Below are 20,472 nucleotides of genomic sequence, written 5' to 3' on the forward strand. Positions count from 1 at the left end.
TCCGTTCGCGGTCCGGGCGGGGGTCGCCAGAGAGCTTAGCAAGTCCCTGTCGCCGCGCCCCGGCGAGCCCAGGGGGCCTTGGTAGGCTGGCGGGCGCATCGCCAGCGAAAGGACCGCATGCCCACCACGCGCCCCGGAGTCGTCTCCGTCGTCCTCGTGAACTTCCGAGGGACCGACGACACGCTGACCGCCATCGACCACCTCGGCCGGCTCGACTGGCCCGCCGACCGGCTCGAGATCGTCGTGGTCGAGAACGCCTCGGGCGACGACAGCGCGGAGCGCATCCGCCGCGAGGCCCCGCACGTCGTCCTCATCGAGTCGAAGGCCAACCTCGGCTTCGCCGGCGGCTGCAACCTCGGCGTGCGCAACGCCTCCGGCGAGTACGTCGCGTTCCTCAACAACGACGCCAAGCCCGACGCCGCCTGGGTGCGCGCCGCGGTCGAGCGGTTCGAGTCCAGCTCCCGCGTCGGTGCGGTCGCGAGCCGGGTGCTCGACTGGGACGGCGAGAAGGTCGATTACATCGGCTCGGCGATGACCTGGTTCGGACAGGGCTACAAGCCGCTGACGGCGCAGCCCGTCCCGTCCACCCCGGACGTTCCGAAGGACGTGCTGTTCGGCACCGGCTCGGCGATGTTCGTCCGCCGGTCGGTCTACGAGGAGCTGGGCGGCTTCGACGAGCGCTTCTTCATGTTCTTCGAGGATGTCGACCTCGGCTGGCGGCTCAACCTGGCGGGCCACCGCTTCGTCTACGAGCCGGCATCTCTCGCCTTCCACAAGCACCACGCGTCCATGTCGTCGTTCGGGGCGTTCAAGGAGAGCTACCTCCTGGAGCGCAACGCCCTCTTCACGCAGTACAAGAACCTGGGCGAGGAGGCGCTGGCGACGGCTCTCCCTGCCACCCTCGCGCTCACCGTCCGTCGCGGCGTCGCCAAGGGCGGCCTGGACTCGACGGAGTTCGACCTCCGCAAGGGCGGCTCCAACGACCCGACGATGGAGATCGACAAGGAGACGGTCGCCGCCGTCTACGCGATCGACCAGTTCGTCGAGCACCTGCCGGGTCTCACCGCCGATCGCGAGCGCATCCAGAGCACGCGGGTGGTCGCGGACAGCCGCATCTGGGCGCTGTTCGGCGAGACCGATGCGCCGTCGTACACCGACGAGCACTACCTCGAGGGCTACGACAAGCTGGCCACCGCGTTCCCGGTCACCGAGAGCCCGGCGGTCACCCGCGTCCTCATCATCACCGGCGACCCCATCGGCGCGAAGATGGCCGGCCCCGCGATCCGTGCCTGGAGCATGGCCGAGGCGTTGGCGAAGGACAACCTGGTGACCCTGGTGTCGCTCGCCGGGCTCGAGCCGGTGTCGGCGCCGTTCGATGTCGTCCACATCCGTCCGGGCGACGACCGCTCGATGAAGGCGCTGGAGCGCGAGAGCGATGTCATCGTCTTCCAGGGCCTCGCGATGGCGCTCTTCGAGAGCCTGCGCAAGACCGACAAGATCATCGTCGCCGACGTCTACGACCCGATGCACCTGGAGCAGCTGGAGCAGGGCAAGGAGCTCGGCCGGGCCCAGTGGGACAAGCAGGTCCTGGATGCGACCGACGTGCTCAACGAACAGCTGGAGCGGGGCGACTTCTTCCTGTGCGCCTCCGAGCGGCAGCGGCACTTCTACCTCGGCCAGCTCGCGGCGCTCGGCCGCATCAACCCGGCCAACTACGACGACGACCCCGACCTCGACCACCTCATCGACGTGGTCCCGTTCGGGCTCTCGGAGACCCCGCCCGCGCACGAGCGCGACGTGCTCAAGGGCGTGCTGCCCGGCATCGGACGCGACGACAAGCTCCTGCTGTGGAGCGGCGGCCTCTACAACTGGTTCGACCCGAAGTCGCTGATCGAGGCGGTCGCCCGTCTTTCGGAGACCCACGACGACGTCCGGCTGTTCTTCCAGGGCACGAAGCACCCGCATCCGGGCGTTCCGGAGATGGGCATCGTGGCCGAGTCCCGCCAGCTGGCCCGCGACCTCGGCGTGCTCGACAGCGCCGTGTTCTTCAACAGCTCCTGGGTCGACTACGCCGACCGGCAGAACTACCTGACCGAGGCGGATGCGGGCGTGAGCACCCACTTCTCGCACGTCGAGACGACGTTCTCGTTCCGGACGCGCATCCTCGACTACCTGTGGGCCGGTCTGCCCATGGTGGTCACCGAGGGCGACCACTTCGCCCAGCTGGTCGAGGAGGAGAAGCTGGGCGTCGTCGTCCCGTCCGGCGATGTGGCGGCGCTCGCCGCGGCGCTGGAGAAGGTGCTGTACGACGAGAAGTTCATCGCCGCCGCCAAGCGCAACGTCGCCCGTGTGCGGCAGCGCTACTTCTGGAGCGTGGTGCTGGCGCCGCTGGTGGACTTCGTCGCCGACCCGCGTCACGCGGCCGACCTGGTCGCTCGCGGCGTCGTCGGCTCAGGGACTCCGGTCAAGCGCGCGACCACCCGGCGCAAGAAGCACGGCGTCCGGCACGACGTCGGTCTGTTCTTCCACTACATGCGCAACGGCGGGCCGGCCGTCGTGGCGAAGAAGATCCGGAGCCGGCTGGGGCGGCGATGACCGACGCGGCTCCGGCCCCGGCGATCTCGGTCGCGCTGTGCACGTACAACGGCGCGCGGTTCATCCGCAGGCAGCTCGCGGGCATCCTGGCCCAGACGCTGCCTCCCGCGCAGCTCGTGGTCTCCGACGACGCGTCCGCGGATGACACGGTCTCGATCGTCGAGCAGGAGCTCGCAGCGCATCGCGCCTCCGGGGCGCCGACCCCCGAGCTGGTGCTGCTGCGCAACGAGACGGCTCTCGGCGTCACCGCCAACTTCGAGCAGGCGCTGCGGGCGTGCACGGGCGAGCTGATCGCGCTGAGTGACCAGGACGACGAGTGGGAGCCGGACAAGCTGGAGCGGATGGCGGCGTACTTCGCGCAGCGTCCCGGCCTGGGCTTCCTGCACACCGACGCGACGCTCATCGACGACGACGGCCTCCCGGCCGGCGGCACCCTGTTCGGGGTGCTCGAGGTGACGGACGAGGAGCGCGCGGCGGTGCACTCCGGCCACGCGTTCGACGTGTTCGTGCGCCGCAATCTGGCCACCGGAGCGACCGCGATGGTGACCGCCGACCTGCTCCGGAGCGCTCTGCCGTTCCCTGCCGAGTGGGTGCACGACGAGTGGCTGGCCGTCCAGGCGGCGGCCCGCGGCCGGCTCGAGCTGAGCGAGCGCCCGCTCACCCGCTACCGGCGGCACGACGAGAACCAGATCGGCGCAGGCGACCCCACCCTCCGCCACAAGATCGGCCGCGTGCTCGGTCGCCGCGGCGATCGCAACCGGATGCTGGCGGTGCGCTCACGCATCCTCAGCGAGCGGCTGGCGGGAGCGGCCGACGTGTCGTGGGAGAACCGCACGCTCGCCGAGGAGAAGGCCCTGTTCGAAGCCGAGCGGGCGGCCCTGCCGATCAGCCGGCCGGCGCGCGTGTCCCGCGTGATCCGCCTGGCCCGCGGAGGTCGCTACGGCCGCTTCGCGAGCCGAGGCCGGCTGGACGTGTTGCGAGACCTGCTGCAACCGGCGTGAACCGGCGTCCCCCGGCGGTGTCGCCAGAGGCGCGGAACAGCAGCACCGCCGCGACGGCGAAGGCTGCGGCGGCGACGATCAGCACAGCGGGGGCTCCGCCGAGGGGCGCCCAGTCCGGCGAGCCGAAGAGCAGCGTCTTGACCGAGCCGTTCGAGCCCACGGCATAGCGGCGCAGCGCCGTCTCGAACGCCCAGAGCTGCCCGACCGCCGCGGCCGCCACGACGAGGATGCGCAGCCGCAGGCGACTGTGCCGTGCCCGGAAGACGGAGTCGCCGAGCAGAGCTGCGAGCCCGATGACGAGGCAGAGGAACAGCGGCAGGTTGTATCGGCCCTGCCAGATGAGACCGCCGCCGTGGATGTAGACCGCCTGCACGACCGCCGGCAGGAGCAGGAAGGCGCCGACCAGCACCCACGAGACGAGCAGGCGCCGGCCGCGGAGCACCAGCAGCGCGCCGACGCAGAGAGCGCCGATGGCGAGGCCCCACGCGTACAGCACCGGATCGGGCGCCGGCGTGTCCAGCCATCCGAACAGGCCGACCAGGCCCTGCGAGTATCCGATCGTACCGAGGAACACCTTCTGGAACCCGGTCACGGGCGACGCCCCGACGCCCGGGAACTGCAGCGCGTCCTCGGGGTGGGCGATCGCGTTCGCCAGGGAGTTGGTGCCGAGGGTCCAGCCGACCGCCGCGAGCGTGCCGGCGGCGACGATCCCGATGGTGACGAGGACCGCGGGGCGTCGCAGCAGCTGGGCGAGGCCGCGCCCGCTGGTCAGCAGCAACGGGACGGCGACGGCGGCGAGCACCCACAGCGGGGAGAGCCCCCGCGCGTTCACGGCGACGACGGCCGACACCGCGACGATGACGGCGCGCCCGCGCAGCCGGGCCGGGTCGGGGGAGAGCGTCACGCCGAGCATCCCGCAGAACACCGCGAGGGTCGCCGTCGCCTCGATGGCGCTCGGGTTCACCGTGCCGCTCAGGAACAGCAGCATCGGCGTGACCGCGACGGCGAAGGCGAGCACGGGCATCCGGCGCTCACGGAACGTCATGACGACGGCGAAGGCGAGTGCGGCGAACAGAGCCGAGAGCACGGCGCTCGCGACGCGCATGGCGGTCAGCCCGTTGGCGTCGCCGAACAGCAGCGAGGGCCAGCCGACGAGGGCGTAGTACAGCGGGTTGTAGAGGCCTGCTGAGGTCGGCGCCGTCACCAGTGCTGCGGGATCGGCTTCGGCCGGGAGCGTGCAGTTGGCGGGGACCGTGGGCTGGAAGGCGTAGCAGGTCTGCCGGTGCGCATCCGCGACGTACTGCGGAACGTGGACGACGTTGCCCCAGGCGGACGGCTCGCCGAACAGCTCGCCGCGCACGACGCTGGCGGCCCGGATGATGTGCGCTGGCTCGTCCGGGGAGGCGGAGGGCGGCGTCGCCCAGGCCCAGAGGGAACCGAGCACGGCCAGGACAGCCCACGCCGCGAAGAAGGCGGCCACGGGGCGGCCGGCGGGAGCGCGGGTGACGGCGACGAGCCGGGAGAGCTGTTCCGGGCGCGTGCGCGGCACCGTCGTCACCGCGTGCGTGCGGGCATCATCGCCCGCCGGGCGGCATCGGTCTGAGGAGGCACGGTTGCACCCTAGCGGACGGGCACGGCTTGCGGGGGCGCGATCCTCCGGCGTGCCTAGACCGCCGAGTCCACCGCGCGGTTCAGCGGCAGCTCGGCTTCGAGGCGGAGGCTGCGGGACGTGCGGACGCCCAGCCAGACACCCACCGCGAGCAGCGCCGCGGTCAGCAGGAGCCAGAGGAGCACGCCGCCCGGCGGGCTCCACGGCGGCGACCCGATCAGCATGGTCTTGAGCGAGCCGGTCGGACCGACCGTGTAGCGGCGGAGGGTGCTCTCGAACGCGTAGAACTGCGCCGCCGCCAGCGCCACCAGGCTGATCAGCGTGAGTCGGCGCAGCCAACGGGCTGCCGGCGCGATGGTCACGGTGTGGTCGAGGGCGACGGCCAGTCCCACGCAGAGGCAGACCAGGAGCGGCAGCGCGTAGCGGCCCTGCCAGATGATGCCGCCTCCGGTGATGTACGCGGCCTGCACGATCGGGGGCAGCAGCACGTACGCGCCGAGCAGGGCGAGGGCGAAGACCAGGAACCGGCCGCGGAGCAGGCAGACGGCGGCGATCAGGAGCGCGCCGATCAGGGCCGCCCAGACGAAGAAGACCTCCGGCGGGGCCGGGGTGTCGAGCCAGCCGAACAGGCCGATCGCGCCGTGGGCGTACTCGATCGTGCGCACGAAGGTGATCCAGAAGCCGCTGAGCGGGTTCGTGCCCTGGCCGGGGAAGTGCTGCGGCGTGGAGTCCGGGTTGGCGACCGCGTTGTAGAGGGAATTGCTGCCCAGCGTCCATCCCACCGCGAACAGGGCGCCGGCGGCGACGACGCCCGCCGCGATCCAAACGGCACGACGCCGCAGCAGCTCCCGGATCAGGGGAGCGGCGCGAGGATCAGGGGTGCGGCGATCGCGAGGAGCACCCAGAGCGGCGACAGGCCGCGGGCGTTGACCGCGAACGCCCCCGAGACGGCGACGACCGCGGCCCGCACCGCGAGCCGTTCGGGCCGGGGATCGAGCACCACCGCCAGCATCGCGGCGAAGAGCGACAGCGTCGCGGTCGCCTCGACGGCCGTCGGGTTCACCGAGCCGCCGAGGAAGAGCAGGGCGGGCGTCATCGCGAGGGCGAAGCCGAGCAGTGTGAGCGCACGGCGGGGCAGCGTCCACAGCACGGCGAAGCCGAGGGCGGCGAACAGGGAGGCGAGGATGCCGCTGACCACGCGCATCGCGTAGATCCCCGCGTCGTCGTGGAACAGCAGCGACGGCCAGCCGACGACCACGTAATAGAGCGGGTTGTAGAGTCCCGCGGTCGTGGGAGCGGTGGTCGGTGCGGCGGGATCGGAGGGCGCGGGAGCCGCATCCGGCCCGGCGGTCACGCAGTCCGCGGTGCGCTCGTAGTGGAATGCGAAGCAGGTCAGCTGCTGCGTGCGAGCGATGTAGCCCGGCACCGTGACCAGATGGCCCTCCGGCGACGGCGTGCCCACCCACTCGCCGCGGGCGACGCTGGCGGCCCGGACCACGTGGGCCGGCTCATCGGGCGAGGCCGAGATCGGGGTCGCGAGGGCCCAGCAGGCGCACAGCGCCGAGAGGAGGGACCACACCACGAGGAGCGGTCGCCACATTCCGCGCAACCCGCTACTCCTGCTCGCGGCTGAGCTGGGCGACGCGCTCCTCGAGCTGGCTGATCCGCAGCTCCTGGAGGGCGCTCCGCTCGGCCAGCGTGCGCGACTTGCTCTCAAGGGTGGTCAGCTCCGAGCTGTGCTGGATGCAGACCAGGAACAGCACCGCGATGCTGACGAAGAAGACGAGGTTGACCGGCTGGCCGACGCCGATGAGGCCCGCGGCCCAATCCAGGATGGCCGGGAAGACGCCGATCAGGAGCGCGAGGCTGCCGGCGACGATCCACCAGATGGCGTGACGCTCGCGCATCCGGCCGCGCCGGAGCATTTCGATGACCACCGCGAGCGTGAGCAGCGCGGCGAGGATTCCGAAGATATAGCTGGTGATCGACATCAGGCCGTCGCCGTCTCCTTCAGGGCTGTGCGCGGGCGCATGAGGGCGACCAGCAGGGCGACGAACGCGCGCCCGAGATAGACCGCGGACTTGACGAAGTTGTGGGAGGGCTGACCGCCGGACCGCGGACGCATCGCGACGGGGACCTGTCGGACGCGGAGCCCGGCGCGCCCAGCGATCACCAGCGCCTCGATGGTGTCGCCCAGGTACTCGGCCGGGAAGGAGTGGGCGAAGAGGGCGATCGCGCGCGGACCGTTCGCCTTGAAGCCGCTGGTCGTGTCCTTGAGCGGGGTCCGCACGACGCGGCTGAGCACGGTGGAGAGCACGCTCATGGCCCACTTCCGCGGCCCGCGGACGGTGTAGTCGCCTTCGCCGGAGAACCGCGCGCCGATCACGAGGTCAGCGTCGTCGAGGCCGGCGAGGAGCGCCGGGACGAGTCCGGGGTCGTGCTGGCCGTCGGCGTCGATCTGGACCGCGACCTGGTAGCCGTTCTCCACCGCGTACTGGAAGCCGAGTCGCAGCGCGCCGCCGACGCCCATGTTGAACGGCATGGACGCGACCTGCGCGCCGGCCGCCCGGGCGACCTCCGCCGTGGCGTCCAGCGAGCCGTCGTCGACGACCAGCACCGCTGCTCCGGGGAGCTTGGCGTGCACCTCGGCGATCACCGCCGCGACCGACTCCTCTTCATTGAAGGCGGGCATGACGATGAGCGTTTCGGAGAGGGCGTAGGGCATGGCAGTCACGGTACTAGATGGGTGGCGGAGGGAGACGGTACGGGGCCGGGCGTCGGAGTCATTCTCGCACGGGGAGCCGGGAGGTCACCGTGCGGGCGGTCAGCCAGGCGCCGACGGCGGCCGCGGCTGTCAGCAGGACGACGAGCAGGATCCAGCCGCCCGGCGGCTGCCACACCGGGTGGCGCAGGAGGTCGAGCCAGGTTCCGGTACTGGTGAGGCCCGTCACGTAGCGGCGCACCATCCAGAGGAAGGCGCCGACCTGGCCCACGGCCAGCAGGACGACGGCGACGCCGACCAGGGGACGCAGCCGGCCGAACGGCTCGAGGGCGGGGAGCGCGCGGTCGAGTCCCATCCCGGCGAGCAGGAGGAGCATGACGGCGGGGGCCAGGGTGTAGCGGCCCTGCCAGATGTACCCGGCGACGCCGATCACGGCTGCCTGCGTGAGCGGCGGCACGAGCAGGAGCGCGAGGCCGACGGGAAGCGCGGCCAGCTGGGTCCGTCGTCCCCCGAAGACGACGCCGGTGATCAGGATGCCGCCGCCGACGACCGCCCAGATCACGAGCGCGATCGCAGGGGCCGGGATCTCGAGCCAGCCGAACTGCGCGATCCACCCGGTCATGAACGAGAAGGTCTGGTCGATGGTCCAGGAGAAGCCCTGTCCCCAGCTCTGACCAGCGCCGATCGGCTGGTAGGCGGGGGTGAGCGGACGAGGGCGGAGGTAGAACACGGCGACCGCGAGCGTGACCGCGGCGACGACGCCGACCGCGACCCACGTCGCCCACCATCGGAGCACGATGCGGAGGACGAACCGATCGGAGAGGATGAGCGCCGCGACGAGCGCGAGGAGCAGCCAGAGCAGCGCGATGCTGCGCGTGTTCACCAGAAGCAGGGACACCACTGTGACCCCTGCGAGCCGCCAGGCCAGCGTCCGCCGCGAGGCCGGTGCGCCGAAGGTCGCGGTCAGCAGCGCGAACACGGCCGCCGTCGCCGCCACCTCCAGTCCGTTGGGGTTGACCGTGCCGGAGAGGAAGAGCGTCATCGGGGTCACGCCCGCGGCGAGGGCGAGCGTCGCCCAGCGCGAGCGGGGAGCGAGCGCACCGCGACGAAGGCGAGTGCCAGCAGGGCGGCGCAGAGTGCAGCGCTCACCAGTCGCATGGCGTAGAGGCCCTTCGCGCCGTCGAGCACGGCTGTCGGCCAGCCGACGGCCAGGTAGAAGACCGGAGTGCTCACCCCGGTCGACGAGTGGCCGGTGGTGGTCGCGTCCTGATCGGCGGTCGGCGTCACGCACGCCGGAGTCTGGGTGATGTCGCGTTTGAAGCACGGCATGTGCTTCTCGAGCTGGGCGAAGTACTCGGAGACTGTGAGGTCGAGGGTTCCGGGGACGGCCTTCGACTCCGGCCCGGAGAGCTGTCCGTGGGCAGCCGCGTAGGCGCGCATCGCGTGGGCCGGCTCGTCGGGGCTCGCACCCTGCGGAACCGCGAGCGAATAGGAGCCCATCATCAGGAACAGCACGCCGAAGGCCAGCCAGAACGTGGTCCACGCTCCACGGACGCCGGTCCGGGGTGGCGCAGAGGTCATCGCGGCATCCTGTCGGTCTCGGAGCACCTGCTCGAACACCGTGAGGTAGGTTCGGATGCTGGGCGGAGGCGCCCGTGCAGGCTGACGAAAAGGGGACAGGTGGACGATACCATCCGAGCTCCGCGCGCCCGGTGGTGGTCCGCCGCGGTCCTGCTGCTCATCGCGGTGGCCGGTGTCGTCCTCGCGGTGAGAGGCGTGACGATCTGGGTCCTCGGCGCCGCGGCCGCGCTGTCCGTCGCCGCGGCCTTCCGCTCGCGTGCGGTGGGGATCGCCGCCGGAGTCGTCGTGCCGCTCGTGGCGGCCGCGTTCGCCGTCCGGGTGTTCCACAAGGTCGGGCTGAGCCTGGCGGCCGGCAACATCCTGGTGCTCAGCGCGGTCGTGCTCCTCGCTCTCGCGGCCGTCGTCTTCGGTTCCGGTTTCCGCCTGCCGTCCGCACGCGCGTGGTGGCTGGCGCTCGCCGCGGGAGCGCTGCCCGCCCTGGTCGCGGTGGTGTTCTGCGGGCTGCCCCTGTTGCGCAACGGGCACGCGCTCTCGTGGGCGATGCAGAACGACGCCGTGTGGAACCTCGTCTTGTCGCGCTTCCTCATCACCGACGCGGGTCTCATCCCGTCGTTGCACCCGAATGTCTCGCCTCTGGTCTCCGTCATGCTCGCGGCCGCCATGGCCACCGGACGACCCGGCACCGACGCCCCAGGCATCCTGCAGCACGACATCGCCGCGATGGCGGGCGTCTTCGCCGCGACCACCGTGGTCACCGCGTTCCTCGCCGGGCTGGTCGCCGGGCAGCTGGTGCGTGGTCGGCACCCCGTGCTCCGTTCGATCGCAGCGGTTCTGGGGTCGACGCTCATCCTCTCCTGGTTCGTCGCCGGCTTCTCGTTCCAGTTCGGCTTCTACAACGTGATGCCGACGCTGGCGTGCCTCTTCGCCGCGTGGCTGGCGTGGCGCGGCGCCGGGACCACCCCCGTCGCAGCGATCGGCGTCCTGCTGCTGGCGGCGACGGCCCTGCTCGCGCTCTGGGCGTTCCTCGCGATCATCCCGCTCGCGCTCGCCGGCGTGGCCGGACTGCGCTGGCTCCTCGGGCGCCCCTGGCGGACCGGTGTCTCGTGGATGGCGTGGGCGGCGCTCGGGCTCTGCGCGCTGCAGCTGGTGGTCTACGTCTTCCTTTTCTCCGTGCCGGACCTGCGCCGGGAGCAGGGAGCGCTCGCCCAGGGCGGCTCGATGGCCCCGGTCACGCCGGCCCTCCTCTACGTACTGGCCGGCATCGCGATCGCTCTGGCCGCGACGAGTTTCGCCACCCCGGGGCGACGATCCCATCTCCTCGGCGTGCTCGCAATCGTGGTGCCGTCTGTCGCCGTCTACATCTTCCTCGCGAGCAACGTGGGGGCGGATCAGTACGCGTGGGGCTACTACCCGGCGAAACTGGTCTGGTTCATCGGGATCCTCCTGCTGGTGCTCTCCCTCGGCCTCGCGCTGGATGCGCTCGCCGCCGCGACGCTCACGGTCTGGCGTCGGGTGGCCGCTGTCGCGGGCGTGCTGATCGCCGTCGGTTCGACCGCTGCGAGCGTCCTGCCCAAGCCGCCGACGTTCGGCGCGCTGGTGCCGTACGCGGACATCCTGCACGGTCAGGGGGTCGCCAGCGGCGACGCGGTGCTCCCGACCCTTTTCGCGCTGAAGGACCCGTCGCAGGCGCACACGATGCTGGCCGGCTACTTCGACTGGCGCGCAGACGGATTCGCCAACCTCTGGCTGCTGGGCGCGTCGGCCACCAGCGGGTCCGACCCCATCCGGCCGTTCGGCTACTCGCTGCGCGTCGACGATCCGCAGCAGGTCTGCTCCGCCCTCGACGCCTGGGGACCGCAGGTCGAGATTCGCACGCGCGACGCCGGGCTGGAGGCCAAACTGCGTGAGCTGTGCCCGGACGCCGACCCGCGGGTCGTCGTCGGCACCGTACGCTAGCGGCCGTTCACCAGCCGCGGAGGATGTGGCGGCTCAGCGCGCGCAGCCCGGCGCCGTCCCGCTTCACGATCGCGCCGGGCAGCTTGGTCGCCGCGTTGAGCCGGGACGACCAGTGCGCCCCGGCGACGCGAGCCGCGTGCTGCCAGCCCCGCGCGCGGAGGCGGGCCTTGGCATCCAGGAAGAAGGCCCGCTCCTCGTCGAAGCGGGTGCCGTCCTGCGCGGTCCACGACGAGACGCTGCCCGCGTGCCGGCGGTAGCGGAAGGTGTGCTCGGGGAGCAGCACGAGGCTCCCGCCGTCGAGGACGATGTCGAGCTGCAGCGCGAGGTCGAGCACCACGTCGAAGGCGGCGTCGAAGCCGTGACGACGGACCGCCTCGGTGTTCCAGCAGATCGAGGGGAAGTAGGTCCAGTTGCCGCGCAGCAGGCTAACAGCGAGCTCCTGACCGGACAGCACGGCCGTCTCGGTCTTCTTCGGCCGGTACCAGGACTTCACGCGGTCGGCGAGTGGGAGCGAGGGACGCCCGTCGTCGCCGATCACCGTCACCGCGGGCTGGAAGTACGAGCCGTCCGGGTGATTCGCGATGGCGTCGCGCATCGACCCGATGTAGCCGGCCTCCATCAGGTCGTCGCAGCCCATGAGCACGAAATGCGCCGCCTCGACCAGCGCGACCGACTTGCTGAAGTTGCCGCTGACACCGAGGTTCACCTCGTTGCGCACGTAGTGGATGCGGGCGTCGCCCAGCGAGGACACCCACTCGCCGGGGCCTCGGTCCGGGTACACGTCGTCGATCACGACCAGCCGCCAGTCGCCGTCCTCCTGCGCCCGCACGCTCTCCACGGCGTCGCGGAACAGGCCGGGGTCGCCGTAGAACGGCATCATGATGTCGATCGTCACTGCGTCCAGACTTTCGTCGTAGTGTTGGCGTGCCGCGATCGCGGCCGCCGACCATCCTTTCACGCGCTTCCGGGGAGAGACCCATCACCGCCTTCGAACCGCTCAACGAGCCCATTCCGGACTACGAGGAGGCATCGGCACCGCGGTCGGCCCGGTCGTCGGTCGTCCTGATCCTCGCGGCGACGGCCATCTCGGGGATTGCCGGCTACGTCGTGACCTGGCGGGTGTACACCGAGGTCGGCGCCGCCGGGTACGGGGTCTTCTCGGTGTTCTGGTCGGCGCTGTTCCTCGTGGTGGGCGTCCTGTTCGGACTGCAGCAGGAGTCGACGCGCGCGACGGCCCAGACCGTGCGGGAGACGCAGCAGGCGGTCGACGCCCCGGCGGCCGGACGGCGGACGTCCCTCTGGGCCTTCGCGGCGGTCGCTGCCGTGGTCGTGGCGGTGACGGTGGCACTGACGAGCCTGCTGTGGGCGGTCCCCAGCCTCGGCGCGGCGAACGCGGGACTCGCGTGGTTCGTGGCCGTCGGCGCGGGGCTGAACTGCCTCGTCGCGGCGGCGTCCGGCGTCATGGCCGGAGCCGGGATGTGGCGGCAGCTCGCGACGATCGTCGCCCTGGACGGCATCCTGCGCGTCATCGGCGTGGTGGCGGTGCTCAGCGTGACGCACGACATCGTGCCGCTCGCCGTCGCGGTGATCCTCCCGTTCCCGCTCTCGCTGGCGATCGTGTTCCTCACCGCCCCGCGGGCGCTCGTGCAGAACGCGCGGGTCGCTCTCGGCGTGCGGGCCCTCGTGGCGAACACCGGCCGCACGATGCTGGCCGCGTCGGCGACCGCCGTGCTGATCAACGGCTTCCCCCTCGTGCTCTCGTTCTTCGCGGGACCGGAGAACCACTCCGACCTCGGGTCGCTCGTGCTCGCGGTCACGCTGACCCGCGCGCCCATCCTGGTGCCTCTGACCGCGCTGTCGAGCTTCCTGGTCAGCCGGTTCTCGCACCATCCGGAGCGGACTGCGCGGACGATCGCCCTGCTCTTCGCCGGGATCGCGGTCGTCATCCTGGTTCTCTGCGGCGCGGCCTGGCTGTGGGGCGAGCCGGTCATGCACCTCGTGTTCGGGTCCCAGTTCGACCTGTCCGCCGGGGTCCTGGTCGCGCTGATCGCCTCGTCGGGGCTCATCGGTGCGCTGTTCGTCAGCGGGTCCGCGGTGCTCGCGCGGAACCTCCACGGCCTGTACGCCGCCGGCTGGGTGGCCGCCTCCGTCGTCACCCTGGCCTTGCTGTTCGTGCCGCTGCCGCTGGCCGGTCGCGCGGCACTCGCTCTGGCGGCCGGCCCGGCGGTCGGCCTCGCCGTGCACCTGGTGGGGATGAAGCTCTCGCGGGGATCCGTCAGCTCGCGTCGCGGTGCGGCAGCCGAAGCCGCCAGCTCATCCCCTGCGAGGCCTTGACGGTGCAGATGACGAGTAGCATCCATCCTGACTCCACCAGGATCGAGCTCTCGAAGACGCTCGTCACGAGCAGCGCCACCAGCACCAGCGGCGCCCACGCGTAGACCGTGCTGCGGCGGTTGGAGGCGAGCAGCCACGACCGGCCGAAGGCGAGCGCGATGAGGGCGACGAAGAGCAGGAGGCCGATGATGCCGACCTGCAGGTAGACGTCCAGATACGCGTTGAGACCGTTCGCGTGATACACCCCGGTGTTCGCCTGGATGGCGGTGAACGGGTAGAGGTCGGTCGGCCACGACCCGACCCAGCCCCAGCCGACGATCTGCTGCACGGGGATGAGCTGCCAGATCTGGATCCACAGCTGGTAGCGCACCTGGAAGTCGGCGCGGGCGTTGAGGAGGTCGATCACGCGCGTCCGGTAGATGTACGCGACGACCAGGACGGCCACTGTGAGCAGGGCCAGCCCCCACTGGAAGTAGACCCGCTGCGATGCCGGCGCCTTCCGGATGAGGAACAGCGCGAGGGTGGCGAGCCCGACCACGACCGACACGGCAGCGATGACGGGGGAGTGGGCGAGCAGGATGCAGAGCGCGGCCAGCGTGATCGAGTACGCGGCGATCGGGGGACGGACCGATCGGGTCCGGAGCTCGACCAGGAACGTCACGAACGCGATCAGCGCGACGATGCTCAGCTGGTTGCGGGTGCCGAACAGGCCCTGGATTGGGCCACCTGCGGCGATGTTGCCCTGGATCGCGAGGAACTTCAGCGGCGCGTCGATCAGCAGCCCGCTCAGCACCTCGAGGGCGAGGGACAGCGTCAGCAGGAACCGCAGCGCGTCGCCGACCACGCGGACGATCTGGATGGCGTCCCGCACGAGCGCGATGTACACGGCGAGGAACGCGAAGATCAGTTGGTAGATCACCGCACCGAACGTGGCCCACTGATACTGGCTCCACAGGATCGACAGCGCGCACCAGCCGACGAACAGCAGCGCTGAGATCGGCAGCAGCCCGTGCCATTCGATCAGCCGCCACTGCGCGGCGAACGACACCGCGGCCAGCACGACCAGGACCGCCAGCGCTCCGATCAGCCCCGGCCAGCCGATCAGCGCCCGGATGGCATGCGTGGAGAACCCGGTGATCACCGCGAGCAGGGCGAGCGTCGAGGTGAAGCGGGCGGAGCCCAGGAACTCGGTCACCGCGGGCGGCACCAGGGTCCGTCGGGGCGTTGCCATGCTCACAGACTACGGGTCCGGCGTCAGTGGGCGTCGGGGACTGACCGCTTCGTGGCCACGGCGATGGCGACCAGCAGCGCCCACCCGCCCTCGATGAGCATCCGGCTCTCGGCGAAGCTCTGCGCGATCAGGGCGGCCATCAGCAGCAGCGGGAGCAGTGTCGTAGCGGTGTAGGGCTTGTCGTCGACGACGGTCCAGCGTGGCCGGTCGACCGCGAGGAACCAGCTGCGCCCGAAGGTCGTCAGCACCAGGAGGATGAACACGACGAGGCCGACGATCCCGAGCTGCAGCCAGACGTCGAGCCAGGCGTTGTGCGCCTGGAGGTATTCGACGCCGTTCCGTGTGGCCAGCCCGTCGAAGGGCTTCACCCACGGCGCCCAGTAGCTCACCCAGCCCCAGCCGAAGACGGGACGCTGCTGCGCCAGGCGGATCACCGCGTCCCAGATGTCGATCCGGCCGGTGAGGTCTTCGCTCTTGCCGAAGAGCGCGGGGAGGCGGGAGCCGAACACCGACACGAGCACGATGACGGCCGCCACGAGCACCGCGGCCACGACGTACACGGGCGTCCGTCGCTCGGGTCCGACCCGACGCGTCCACAGGGCGAAACCGAGCACCACCGCCGTCGCGAGGGCTGCGGCGATCACGGTCGCGGAGCGGGTCAGCGCGAGCGTCAGCACCGCGATCACGAGCCAGGTCGTCGCCGAGCCGCGGCGGAGCGTCCGGTCGGCCCGCTGGATGGCGAACACGACGATCGCGAGCAGCGCGATCATGGCCAGCAGGTTGCTGTTCCCGACGATGCCCTGGATAGGACCGCCGTGGAACAGCAGGTCGCGGCTCCAGTAGAACGCCGAGGGCAGTTTCCCGGACGGGACGGCCTGGACCGGCGTGAGGGGAGGACCGGCTGCCGGACGAACACCGCCACCACGAACTCGAAGAGGAGCGAGAGGCCGAGGATCCAGCGGAACGCATTGCCCAGCGCGTTCAGCAGCCCGGCGGTCGACAGCCGCAGACCGAGGAACAGGCCGCCGATGGTCGTGAGCAGCTGCGCCAAGACGCCGAGCGCACTGGCCCCGGGATACGCCGACCAGGCGATCGACAGCACGGCCAGCGCCAGGAACACCAGCAGCGTCTTCGGGGTCGTGCGCCAGCGGAACGCCGGGCGGGACCGCACCACGAGGATCGCGCTGCCGACCGCGAGCACCGCGGCGAGCACGAAGTACCCGGGCCAGCTGATGAAATCGCGCCAGAACTCGCCGGCGAACAGCGTGAACAGCAGGACGGCGGCGAAGACCGACTCGCCCGTCCCCGTGACCGCCCGGGCGGCGCGGATGCGGGCGCCTAGCGCGGGGGTCGGGCTCGTCACCCCCGAAGGATAGCTCACCGGTTCGGGGTGGCGACGAACACGGTGCCGGGGCCGTCGGTGACCGAGACGGCGCGCTCGTCCGCGGTGACGACCGTCGCCTCGCCGCGCTGGAGGGTCGTGCTCCCGGAAGCACCCGTGAGCGTGACCGTGCCGTCCGTGCAGAGTGCGATCGCCGTGCCCGGCAGTTCCAGGCGGGCCTCGGCGACATCGGCGTCCAGGGCCACACGAGCGAGCTGGAAGTCGGGGACATCCGGACGGAACACCTCGACGCCGGACGAGGGGTGCTCCGGCGCGAGCGGGGTCGCCCGGATGGGCGAGAAGTCGAGCACCGACACCAGCTCCGGCACGTCGATCCGCTTGCGCGTCAGGCCGCCCCGCAGCACGTTGTCGGACGCCGCCATGAGCTCGATGCCGAGGCCCTTCAGGTACGCGTGGATGTTGCCGGCCGGCAGGTACAGCACCTCGCCCGGCCGCAGGGTCGCCCGGTTGAGAAGGAGGGCGAGCACGATCCCGGGGTCGCCGGGGAACGCCGCGTCGAGCATCCGGACGGTGTCCGCGTCCCGGTCGTCGGGCAACGCCTTCGCGGCCGCGACCACCTCCGCGACGAGGAGATCCACATCCGTGTCGCCGCCGAGCAGCCACTCCGTCGCGCGGCGCAGGACCGTGCCAGGCTCGCCGTCGAGGGTGCGGGCGAAGCCCGAGATCACCGCGCCGCCGGGGCTGCCGGCCGCTAGACGCTCCAGGGCGGCCCGGCTCTCCGCGGGGTCGCGGAAGCCGCAGAGCGCTTCGAACGGATCGCTCAGCGCGAAGATCAGCTCCGGCTTGTGGAACGGGTCCTTGTAATTGCGGTCGGGGGAGTCGGGCGCCAGTCCTGCGGCGTTCTCGCGCTCGAAGCCGGCGCGCGCCTGCTCGGGCGAGGGGTGCGCCTGCAGCGACAGCGGGCCGTCGGCCGCGAGCACCTTCAGCAGGTAAGGGAGGTCGCTGGTCCGCTCCCATGCCGCCAGATCGGCCGAGCCGTCCGCGACCGCCGGGTCGAGCACGCGGGCCGGGGAGCCGGGATGCGCGCCCAGCCACAGCTCCGCCTCCGGGCCGCCGCTGGGCTCGGTTCCGAGCAGGCCGGCGATCGCCGTGGTGGAGCCCCACGCGTAGTCGCGTGGAGTGTTGCCGATGCGCACAAACATGCGTCCTCATCCCTTTCGTCGCGTTGGACCAAACTACCAATCGCTTTGTCCGCCCGGCCTCCCGTCCGTAGGCTGACGACCGCCCGACCATCCCTGTGGACGCAATGGAGCAGACATGCCCTTCGAGACCATCGCCGGCGACTTCTACGGCTTCGAGAACCAGCTGACCGACCGCGAGAAGGAGTTCATCGCGACCCTCCGCGCGCAGCTGGAGACCGAGGTCAAGCCGATCGTCAACGAGTACTGGGAGAAGGCGGAGTTCCCGCACCAGATCATCGACGTGCTGCACCGCAACGGTGCGATCGGCCTCGGCTTCCCGGAGACGGCACCCTTCGAGAACTCGGCGGTGTTCCGCGGCTGGGTCGCGCTGGAGCTCGCCCGCATCGACGCCTCGGTGAGCACCTACGTCGGCGTGCAGAACGGCCTGGCGCTCGGCGCCATCGGCGTCTGCGGCTCGGACGAGCAGAAGGCGGAGTGGCTGCCGAAGCTGGCGAGCGGCGAAGTGCTCGGCGCGTTCGGCCTGACCGAGCCGACCTCCGGCTCCGACTCGGCGCAGGGCCTCAAGACGGTGGCGACGCGCGACGGCGACGACTGGATCCTGAACGGCTCGAAGCGCTGGATCGGCAACGCGACCTTCAGCGACATCACCGTCATCTGGGCCAAGAGCGCCGAGGACGGCCAGGTGAAGGGCTTCATCGTCCCGAACTCCACCCCCGGCTTCACCGCCACCAAGATCGAGGGGAAGCAGTCGCTGCGCATCGTGCAGAACGCCGACATAACCCTCGAGAACGTCCGCGTCCCCGAGTCGCTGCGGCTGCAGAAAGCCAACAGCTTCCGGGACACGGCCGCGGTGCTCCGCCTCACCCGCGCCGAGGTCGCTTGGGCGGCGATCGGCGTCGCGGTGGGCGCCTACGAGGCGGCACTGCGCTACACGAAGGAGCGCGTCCAGTTCGGGAAGCCGATCGCGTCGCACCAGCTGATCCAGGACCTCCTGGTGAAGTCCGTCGGCAACATCACGGCCTCCATCGGCCTGTGCACCCGCGTCTCGGAGATGCTGGACGCCGGAGAGCAGCGCGACGAGCACTCGGCACTCGCCAAGGCGTTCGCGACCTCCAAGATGCGCGAGACGGTCGCGTGGTGCCGCGAAGCCCTCGGCGGCAACGGCATCGTGCTCGACTACGACGTCGCGCGGTTCTTCGCCGACGCGGAGGCGCTGTACTCGTACGAGGGCACGCGCGAGATGAACACGCTCATCGTCGGTCGTGCGGTGACGGGTCAGGCCGCGTTCGTCTGAGCGCCCACCGCTCCCGATAGGGTTGAAGCTCCGTCGAACACAGGAGGTTCGCCCGTGGCGTGGTTGGTGACCGGAGGAGCAGGCTACATCGGGGCGCACGTGGTGCGTGCGTTCCGTCAGGAGGGCATCGACGTCGTCGTGGTCGACGACCTGTCGAGCGGGCACGAGGAGTTCGTGCCGGCGGGCGTCCCCTTCTACCGGGGCACCATCCTGGACGGCGAGCTGCTGTCGCGGATCTTCGCCGAGAACCCGATCACGGGTGTCGTGCACGTCGCCGGCTTCAAGTACGCGGGCGTCTCCGTGCAGCGGCCGTTGCACACGTACGAGCAGAACGTCACCGGCACCGCCGTCCTGCTCGCCGCGATGCAGGATGCGGGGGTCGACGCCATCGTCTTCTCGTCGTCCGCCGCGGTGTACGGCACGCCGGACGTCGACATCGTCACCGAGTCCACTCCGAAGAACCCCGAGTCGCCGTACGGCGAGTCCAAGCTGATCGGGGAATGGCTGCTCCGCGACCAGGGTGTCGCCGCCGCGCTGCGCCACACCTCCCTCCGCTACTTCAACGTCGTGGGCTCCGGCGACGTGAGCCTGCGCGACACCAGCCCGCACAACCTCTTCCCGCTCGTCTTCGACGCGCTCGCCGAGGGACGCACTCCCCGGATCAACGGCACCGATTACCCGACGCCGGACGGCACGTGCGTGCGCGACTACATCCACGTCGCCGATCTCGCGGTCTCGCACGTCGCGGCGGCCAAGCGTCTGGATGCGCACGAGCAGATCGAGCCCGTCTACAACCTGGGGAGCGGCGACGGGGTCAGCGTCCGCCAGATCATGGACACGGTGGCCGAAGTGACCGGAATTCCCTTCACCCCAGAAGTGGGGCCTCGACGGCCGGGCGACCCGGCGAGGATCGTGGCCTCAGGAGAGCTCGCCGCGCGCGATCTCGACTGGAAGATGCGTCACACCCTCGACGAGATGGTGCGCAGCGCCTGGGAAGCGCGCCAGGCGGCGTCCTGACACCCCTCCGGCCGAGCGGTTCCGGTTCGGGCGTGTCGCGATTGTTGTCGTTCTCCGGCGCGTCGCGAACTCTCGACCAGCGGTCAAGGCTTTACGATTCGCGACTTGACGGAAGCGAATGACAACGGTGTAATTAAGGCACACGGGAATCTCGTGTTTCAGCAGTTCATGGGTGGGGAGACCGATATGCCAGTTCCCGAATATCGTGCGGGTGTACCCGACGACTGGTTCGTCGACCCGATCACGCTCGGAGTCCCCGGAGTCCGGTCAGCCGACGTCGACGACGACAACCCGCTGTCCTGGCAGTCCGACGCGCTGTGCGCGCAGACCGACCCGGAGGCCTTCTTCCCGGAGAAGGGCGGCTCGACGCGCGACGCCAAGCGCATCTGCACCTCGTGCGAGGTGCGGGCCCAGTGCCTGGAGTACGCACTCGCCAACGACGAGCGCTTCGGGATCTGGGGCGGCCTCTCCGAACGCGAGCGCCGCAAGCTCCGCAAGCGCGCCGGCTGACCGCGACCGATTGACCGCAATGGCGCGCCGCGCCCGGTGCAAAGACGCATTCGGCGCGACCCCGACCTAGGCTGACTC

General features: G+C 71.0%; 19 protein-coding genes. 7 read left to right on the top strand and 12 right to left on the bottom strand.

What is annotated here, in order from left to right; genetic code table 11:
• Positions 1-117 precede the first annotated feature (117 nt).
• Both ACRAWB_RS01120 and ACRAWB_RS01125 read left to right on the top strand, forming a co-directional pair.
• Positions 118-2,595, top strand: coding sequence for a glycosyltransferase (locus ACRAWB_RS01120; protein WP_431351678.1), 2,478 nt, complete (start codon positions 118-120; stop codon positions 2,593-2,595).
• Positions 2,592-3,596, top strand: a complete 1,005-nt coding sequence (locus ACRAWB_RS01125) for a glycosyltransferase family 2 protein (protein ID WP_431351679.1) — start codon at positions 2,592-2,594, stop codon at positions 3,594-3,596. Before ACRAWB_RS01120 ends, ACRAWB_RS01125 begins: the two co-directional genes overlap by 4 nt.
• On the opposite strand, the gene ACRAWB_RS01130 is transcribed toward ACRAWB_RS01125, so the two are convergent.
• The 7 genes from ACRAWB_RS01130 to ACRAWB_RS01160 form a co-directional block, all read right to left on the bottom strand.
• Positions 3,481-5,145: a DUF2142 domain-containing protein gene (locus ACRAWB_RS01130; RefSeq protein ID WP_431351680.1), complete on the bottom strand. Its 1,665-nt coding sequence runs from the start codon at positions 5,143-5,145 to the stop codon at positions 3,481-3,483. The two genes, ACRAWB_RS01125 and ACRAWB_RS01130, sit on opposite strands and share 116 nt — an antisense overlap.
• 116 nt (positions 5,146-5,261) lie before the next feature.
• Positions 5,262-6,110, bottom strand: a complete 849-nt coding sequence (locus ACRAWB_RS01135; protein ID WP_431352686.1) for a DUF2142 domain-containing protein — start codon at positions 6,108-6,110, stop codon at positions 5,262-5,264.
• The gene (locus tag ACRAWB_RS01140) at positions 6,059-6,805 is read right to left on the bottom strand and encodes a DUF2142 domain-containing protein (RefSeq protein ID WP_431351681.1); all 747 of its coding nucleotides are present in this window, start codon (positions 6,803-6,805) and stop codon (positions 6,059-6,061) included. Before ACRAWB_RS01140 ends, ACRAWB_RS01135 begins: the two co-directional genes overlap by 52 nt.
• 13 nt (positions 6,806-6,818) lie before the next feature.
• The gene (locus ACRAWB_RS01145; protein ID WP_064111162.1) at positions 6,819-7,196 is read right to left on the bottom strand and encodes a DUF2304 domain-containing protein; all 378 of its coding nucleotides are present in this window, start codon (positions 7,194-7,196) and stop codon (positions 6,819-6,821) included.
• A complete protein-coding gene (locus ACRAWB_RS01150) occupies positions 7,196-7,930 on the bottom strand; it encodes a glycosyltransferase family 2 protein (RefSeq protein ID WP_431351682.1) in 735 nt (244 codons plus the stop codon). The genes ACRAWB_RS01145 and ACRAWB_RS01150 overlap by 1 nt, the downstream gene beginning before the upstream one ends.
• Positions 7,931-7,988: 58 nt before the next feature.
• Positions 7,989-8,969 (bottom strand): DUF2142 domain-containing protein, encoded by a 981-nt coding sequence (locus tag ACRAWB_RS01155; RefSeq protein ID WP_431351683.1) that lies wholly within the window; start codon positions 8,967-8,969, stop codon positions 7,989-7,991.
• A gap of 5 nt (positions 8,970-8,974) precedes the next feature.
• Complete coding sequence (locus ACRAWB_RS01160; protein ID WP_431351684.1) at positions 8,975-9,508, bottom strand: DUF2142 domain-containing protein; 534 nt, start codon at positions 9,506-9,508, stop codon at positions 8,975-8,977.
• A gap of 99 nt (positions 9,509-9,607) precedes the next feature.
• Between ACRAWB_RS01160 and ACRAWB_RS01165 the strand changes: the two genes are divergently transcribed.
• Positions 9,608-11,464, top strand: a complete 1,857-nt coding sequence (locus ACRAWB_RS01165) for a hypothetical protein (protein ID WP_431351685.1) — start codon at positions 9,608-9,610, stop codon at positions 11,462-11,464.
• Between the two features lie 7 nt (positions 11,465-11,471).
• Here the strand turns inward: ACRAWB_RS01165 and ACRAWB_RS01170 are convergent, their stop codons facing one another.
• Positions 11,472-12,359 carry a glycosyltransferase family 2 protein gene (locus ACRAWB_RS01170; RefSeq protein ID WP_431351686.1) on the bottom strand — a complete coding sequence of 296 codons (888 nt, stop codon included), beginning with the start codon at positions 12,357-12,359 and terminating at the stop codon, positions 11,472-11,474.
• A 29-nt stretch (positions 12,360-12,388) separates the two neighbouring features.
• Here ACRAWB_RS01170 and ACRAWB_RS01175 point away from each other — a divergent pair, with 29 nt between their 5' ends.
• Positions 12,389-13,798 (top strand): lipopolysaccharide biosynthesis protein, encoded by a 1,410-nt coding sequence (locus ACRAWB_RS01175; protein ID WP_431351687.1) that lies wholly within the window; start codon positions 12,389-12,391, stop codon positions 13,796-13,798.
• Here ACRAWB_RS01175 and ACRAWB_RS01180 read toward each other — a convergent pair.
• From ACRAWB_RS01180 to manA, 4 genes are read right to left on the bottom strand one after another with little or no spacing between them, the layout of a single operon-like run.
• Positions 13,740-15,029, bottom strand: a complete 1,290-nt coding sequence (locus ACRAWB_RS01180; protein WP_431351688.1) for an O-antigen ligase family protein — start codon at positions 15,027-15,029, stop codon at positions 13,740-13,742. The two genes, ACRAWB_RS01175 and ACRAWB_RS01180, sit on opposite strands and share 59 nt — an antisense overlap.
• A 23-nt stretch (positions 15,030-15,052) precedes the next feature.
• Positions 15,053-15,799 (bottom strand): O-antigen ligase family protein, encoded by a 747-nt coding sequence (locus ACRAWB_RS01185; protein WP_431351689.1) that lies wholly within the window; start codon positions 15,797-15,799, stop codon positions 15,053-15,055.
• Positions 15,796-16,392 carry a hypothetical protein gene (locus ACRAWB_RS01190; protein ID WP_431351690.1) on the bottom strand — a complete coding sequence of 199 codons (597 nt, stop codon included), beginning with the start codon at positions 16,390-16,392 and terminating at the stop codon, positions 15,796-15,798. Before ACRAWB_RS01190 ends, ACRAWB_RS01185 begins: the two co-directional genes overlap by 4 nt.
• Positions 16,393-16,406: 14 nt before the next feature.
• A complete protein-coding gene (manA, locus tag ACRAWB_RS01195) occupies positions 16,407-17,573 on the bottom strand; it encodes a mannose-6-phosphate isomerase, class I (protein WP_431351691.1) in 1,167 nt (388 codons plus the stop codon).
• Positions 17,574-17,688: 115 nt separating this feature from the next.
• Here manA and ACRAWB_RS01200 point away from each other — a divergent pair, with 115 nt between their 5' ends.
• The 3 genes from ACRAWB_RS01200 to ACRAWB_RS01210 all read left to right on the top strand — a co-directional run bounded on the left by ACRAWB_RS01200 (position 17,689) and on the right by ACRAWB_RS01210 (position 20,394).
• Complete coding sequence (locus ACRAWB_RS01200; protein ID WP_431351692.1) at positions 17,689-18,867, top strand: acyl-CoA dehydrogenase family protein; 1,179 nt, start codon at positions 17,689-17,691, stop codon at positions 18,865-18,867.
• A gap of 54 nt (positions 18,868-18,921) precedes the next feature.
• Positions 18,922-19,884, top strand: a complete 963-nt coding sequence (gene galE / locus ACRAWB_RS01205) for a UDP-glucose 4-epimerase GalE (RefSeq protein WP_431351693.1) — start codon at positions 18,922-18,924, stop codon at positions 19,882-19,884.
• Between the two features lie 186 nt (positions 19,885-20,070).
• Positions 20,071-20,394 (top strand): WhiB family transcriptional regulator, encoded by a 324-nt coding sequence (locus ACRAWB_RS01210; RefSeq protein WP_082889078.1) that lies wholly within the window; start codon positions 20,071-20,073, stop codon positions 20,392-20,394.
• Positions 20,395-20,472 lie beyond the last annotated feature (78 nt).

It is taken from the genome of Leifsonia poae (assembly GCF_050632865.1).
Lineage (GTDB): Bacteria > Actinomycetota > Actinomycetes > Actinomycetales > Microbacteriaceae > Leifsonia > Leifsonia poae_B.

What these genes read in the sequence shown, in the direction of transcription:
- ACRAWB_RS01120 (WP_431351678.1), top strand. Translation starts at nt 118, where the DNA reads ATGCCCACCACGCGCCCCGGAGTCGTCTCCGTCGTCCTCGTGAACTTC.
- ACRAWB_RS01125 (WP_431351679.1), top strand. Translation starts at nt 2,592, where the DNA reads ATGACCGACGCGGCTCCGGCCCCGGCGATCTCGGTCGCGCTGTGCACG.
- ACRAWB_RS01140 (WP_431351681.1), bottom strand. Translation starts at nt 6,805, where the DNA reads ATGTGGCGACCGCTCCTCGTGGTGTGGTCCCTCCTCTCGGCGCTGTGC.
- ACRAWB_RS01145 (WP_064111162.1), bottom strand. Translation starts at nt 7,196, where the DNA reads ATGTCGATCACCAGCTATATCTTCGGAATCCTCGCCGCGCTGCTCACG.
- ACRAWB_RS01150 (WP_431351682.1), bottom strand. Translation starts at nt 7,930, where the DNA reads ATGCCCTACGCCCTCTCCGAAACGCTCATCGTCATGCCCGCCTTCAAT.
- ACRAWB_RS01155 (WP_431351683.1), bottom strand. Translation starts at nt 8,969, where the DNA reads ATGACGCTCTTCCTCTCCGGCACGGTCAACCCCAACGGACTGGAGGTG.
- ACRAWB_RS01160 (WP_431351684.1), bottom strand. Translation starts at nt 9,508, where the DNA reads ATGACCTCTGCGCCACCCCGGACCGGCGTCCGTGGAGCGTGGACCACG.
- ACRAWB_RS01180 (WP_431351688.1), bottom strand. Translation starts at nt 15,029, where the DNA reads ATGGCAACGCCCCGACGGACCCTGGTGCCGCCCGCGGTGACCGAGTTC.
- ACRAWB_RS01185 (WP_431351689.1), bottom strand. Translation starts at nt 15,799, where the DNA reads ATGATCGCGCTGCTCGCGATCGTCGTGTTCGCCATCCAGCGGGCCGAC.
- manA (WP_431351691.1), bottom strand. Translation starts at nt 17,573, where the DNA reads ATGTTTGTGCGCATCGGCAACACTCCACGCGACTACGCGTGGGGCTCC.
- ACRAWB_RS01200 (WP_431351692.1), top strand. Translation starts at nt 17,689, where the DNA reads ATGCCCTTCGAGACCATCGCCGGCGACTTCTACGGCTTCGAGAACCAG.
- ACRAWB_RS01210 (WP_082889078.1), top strand. Translation starts at nt 20,071, where the DNA reads ATGCCAGTTCCCGAATATCGTGCGGGTGTACCCGACGACTGGTTCGTC.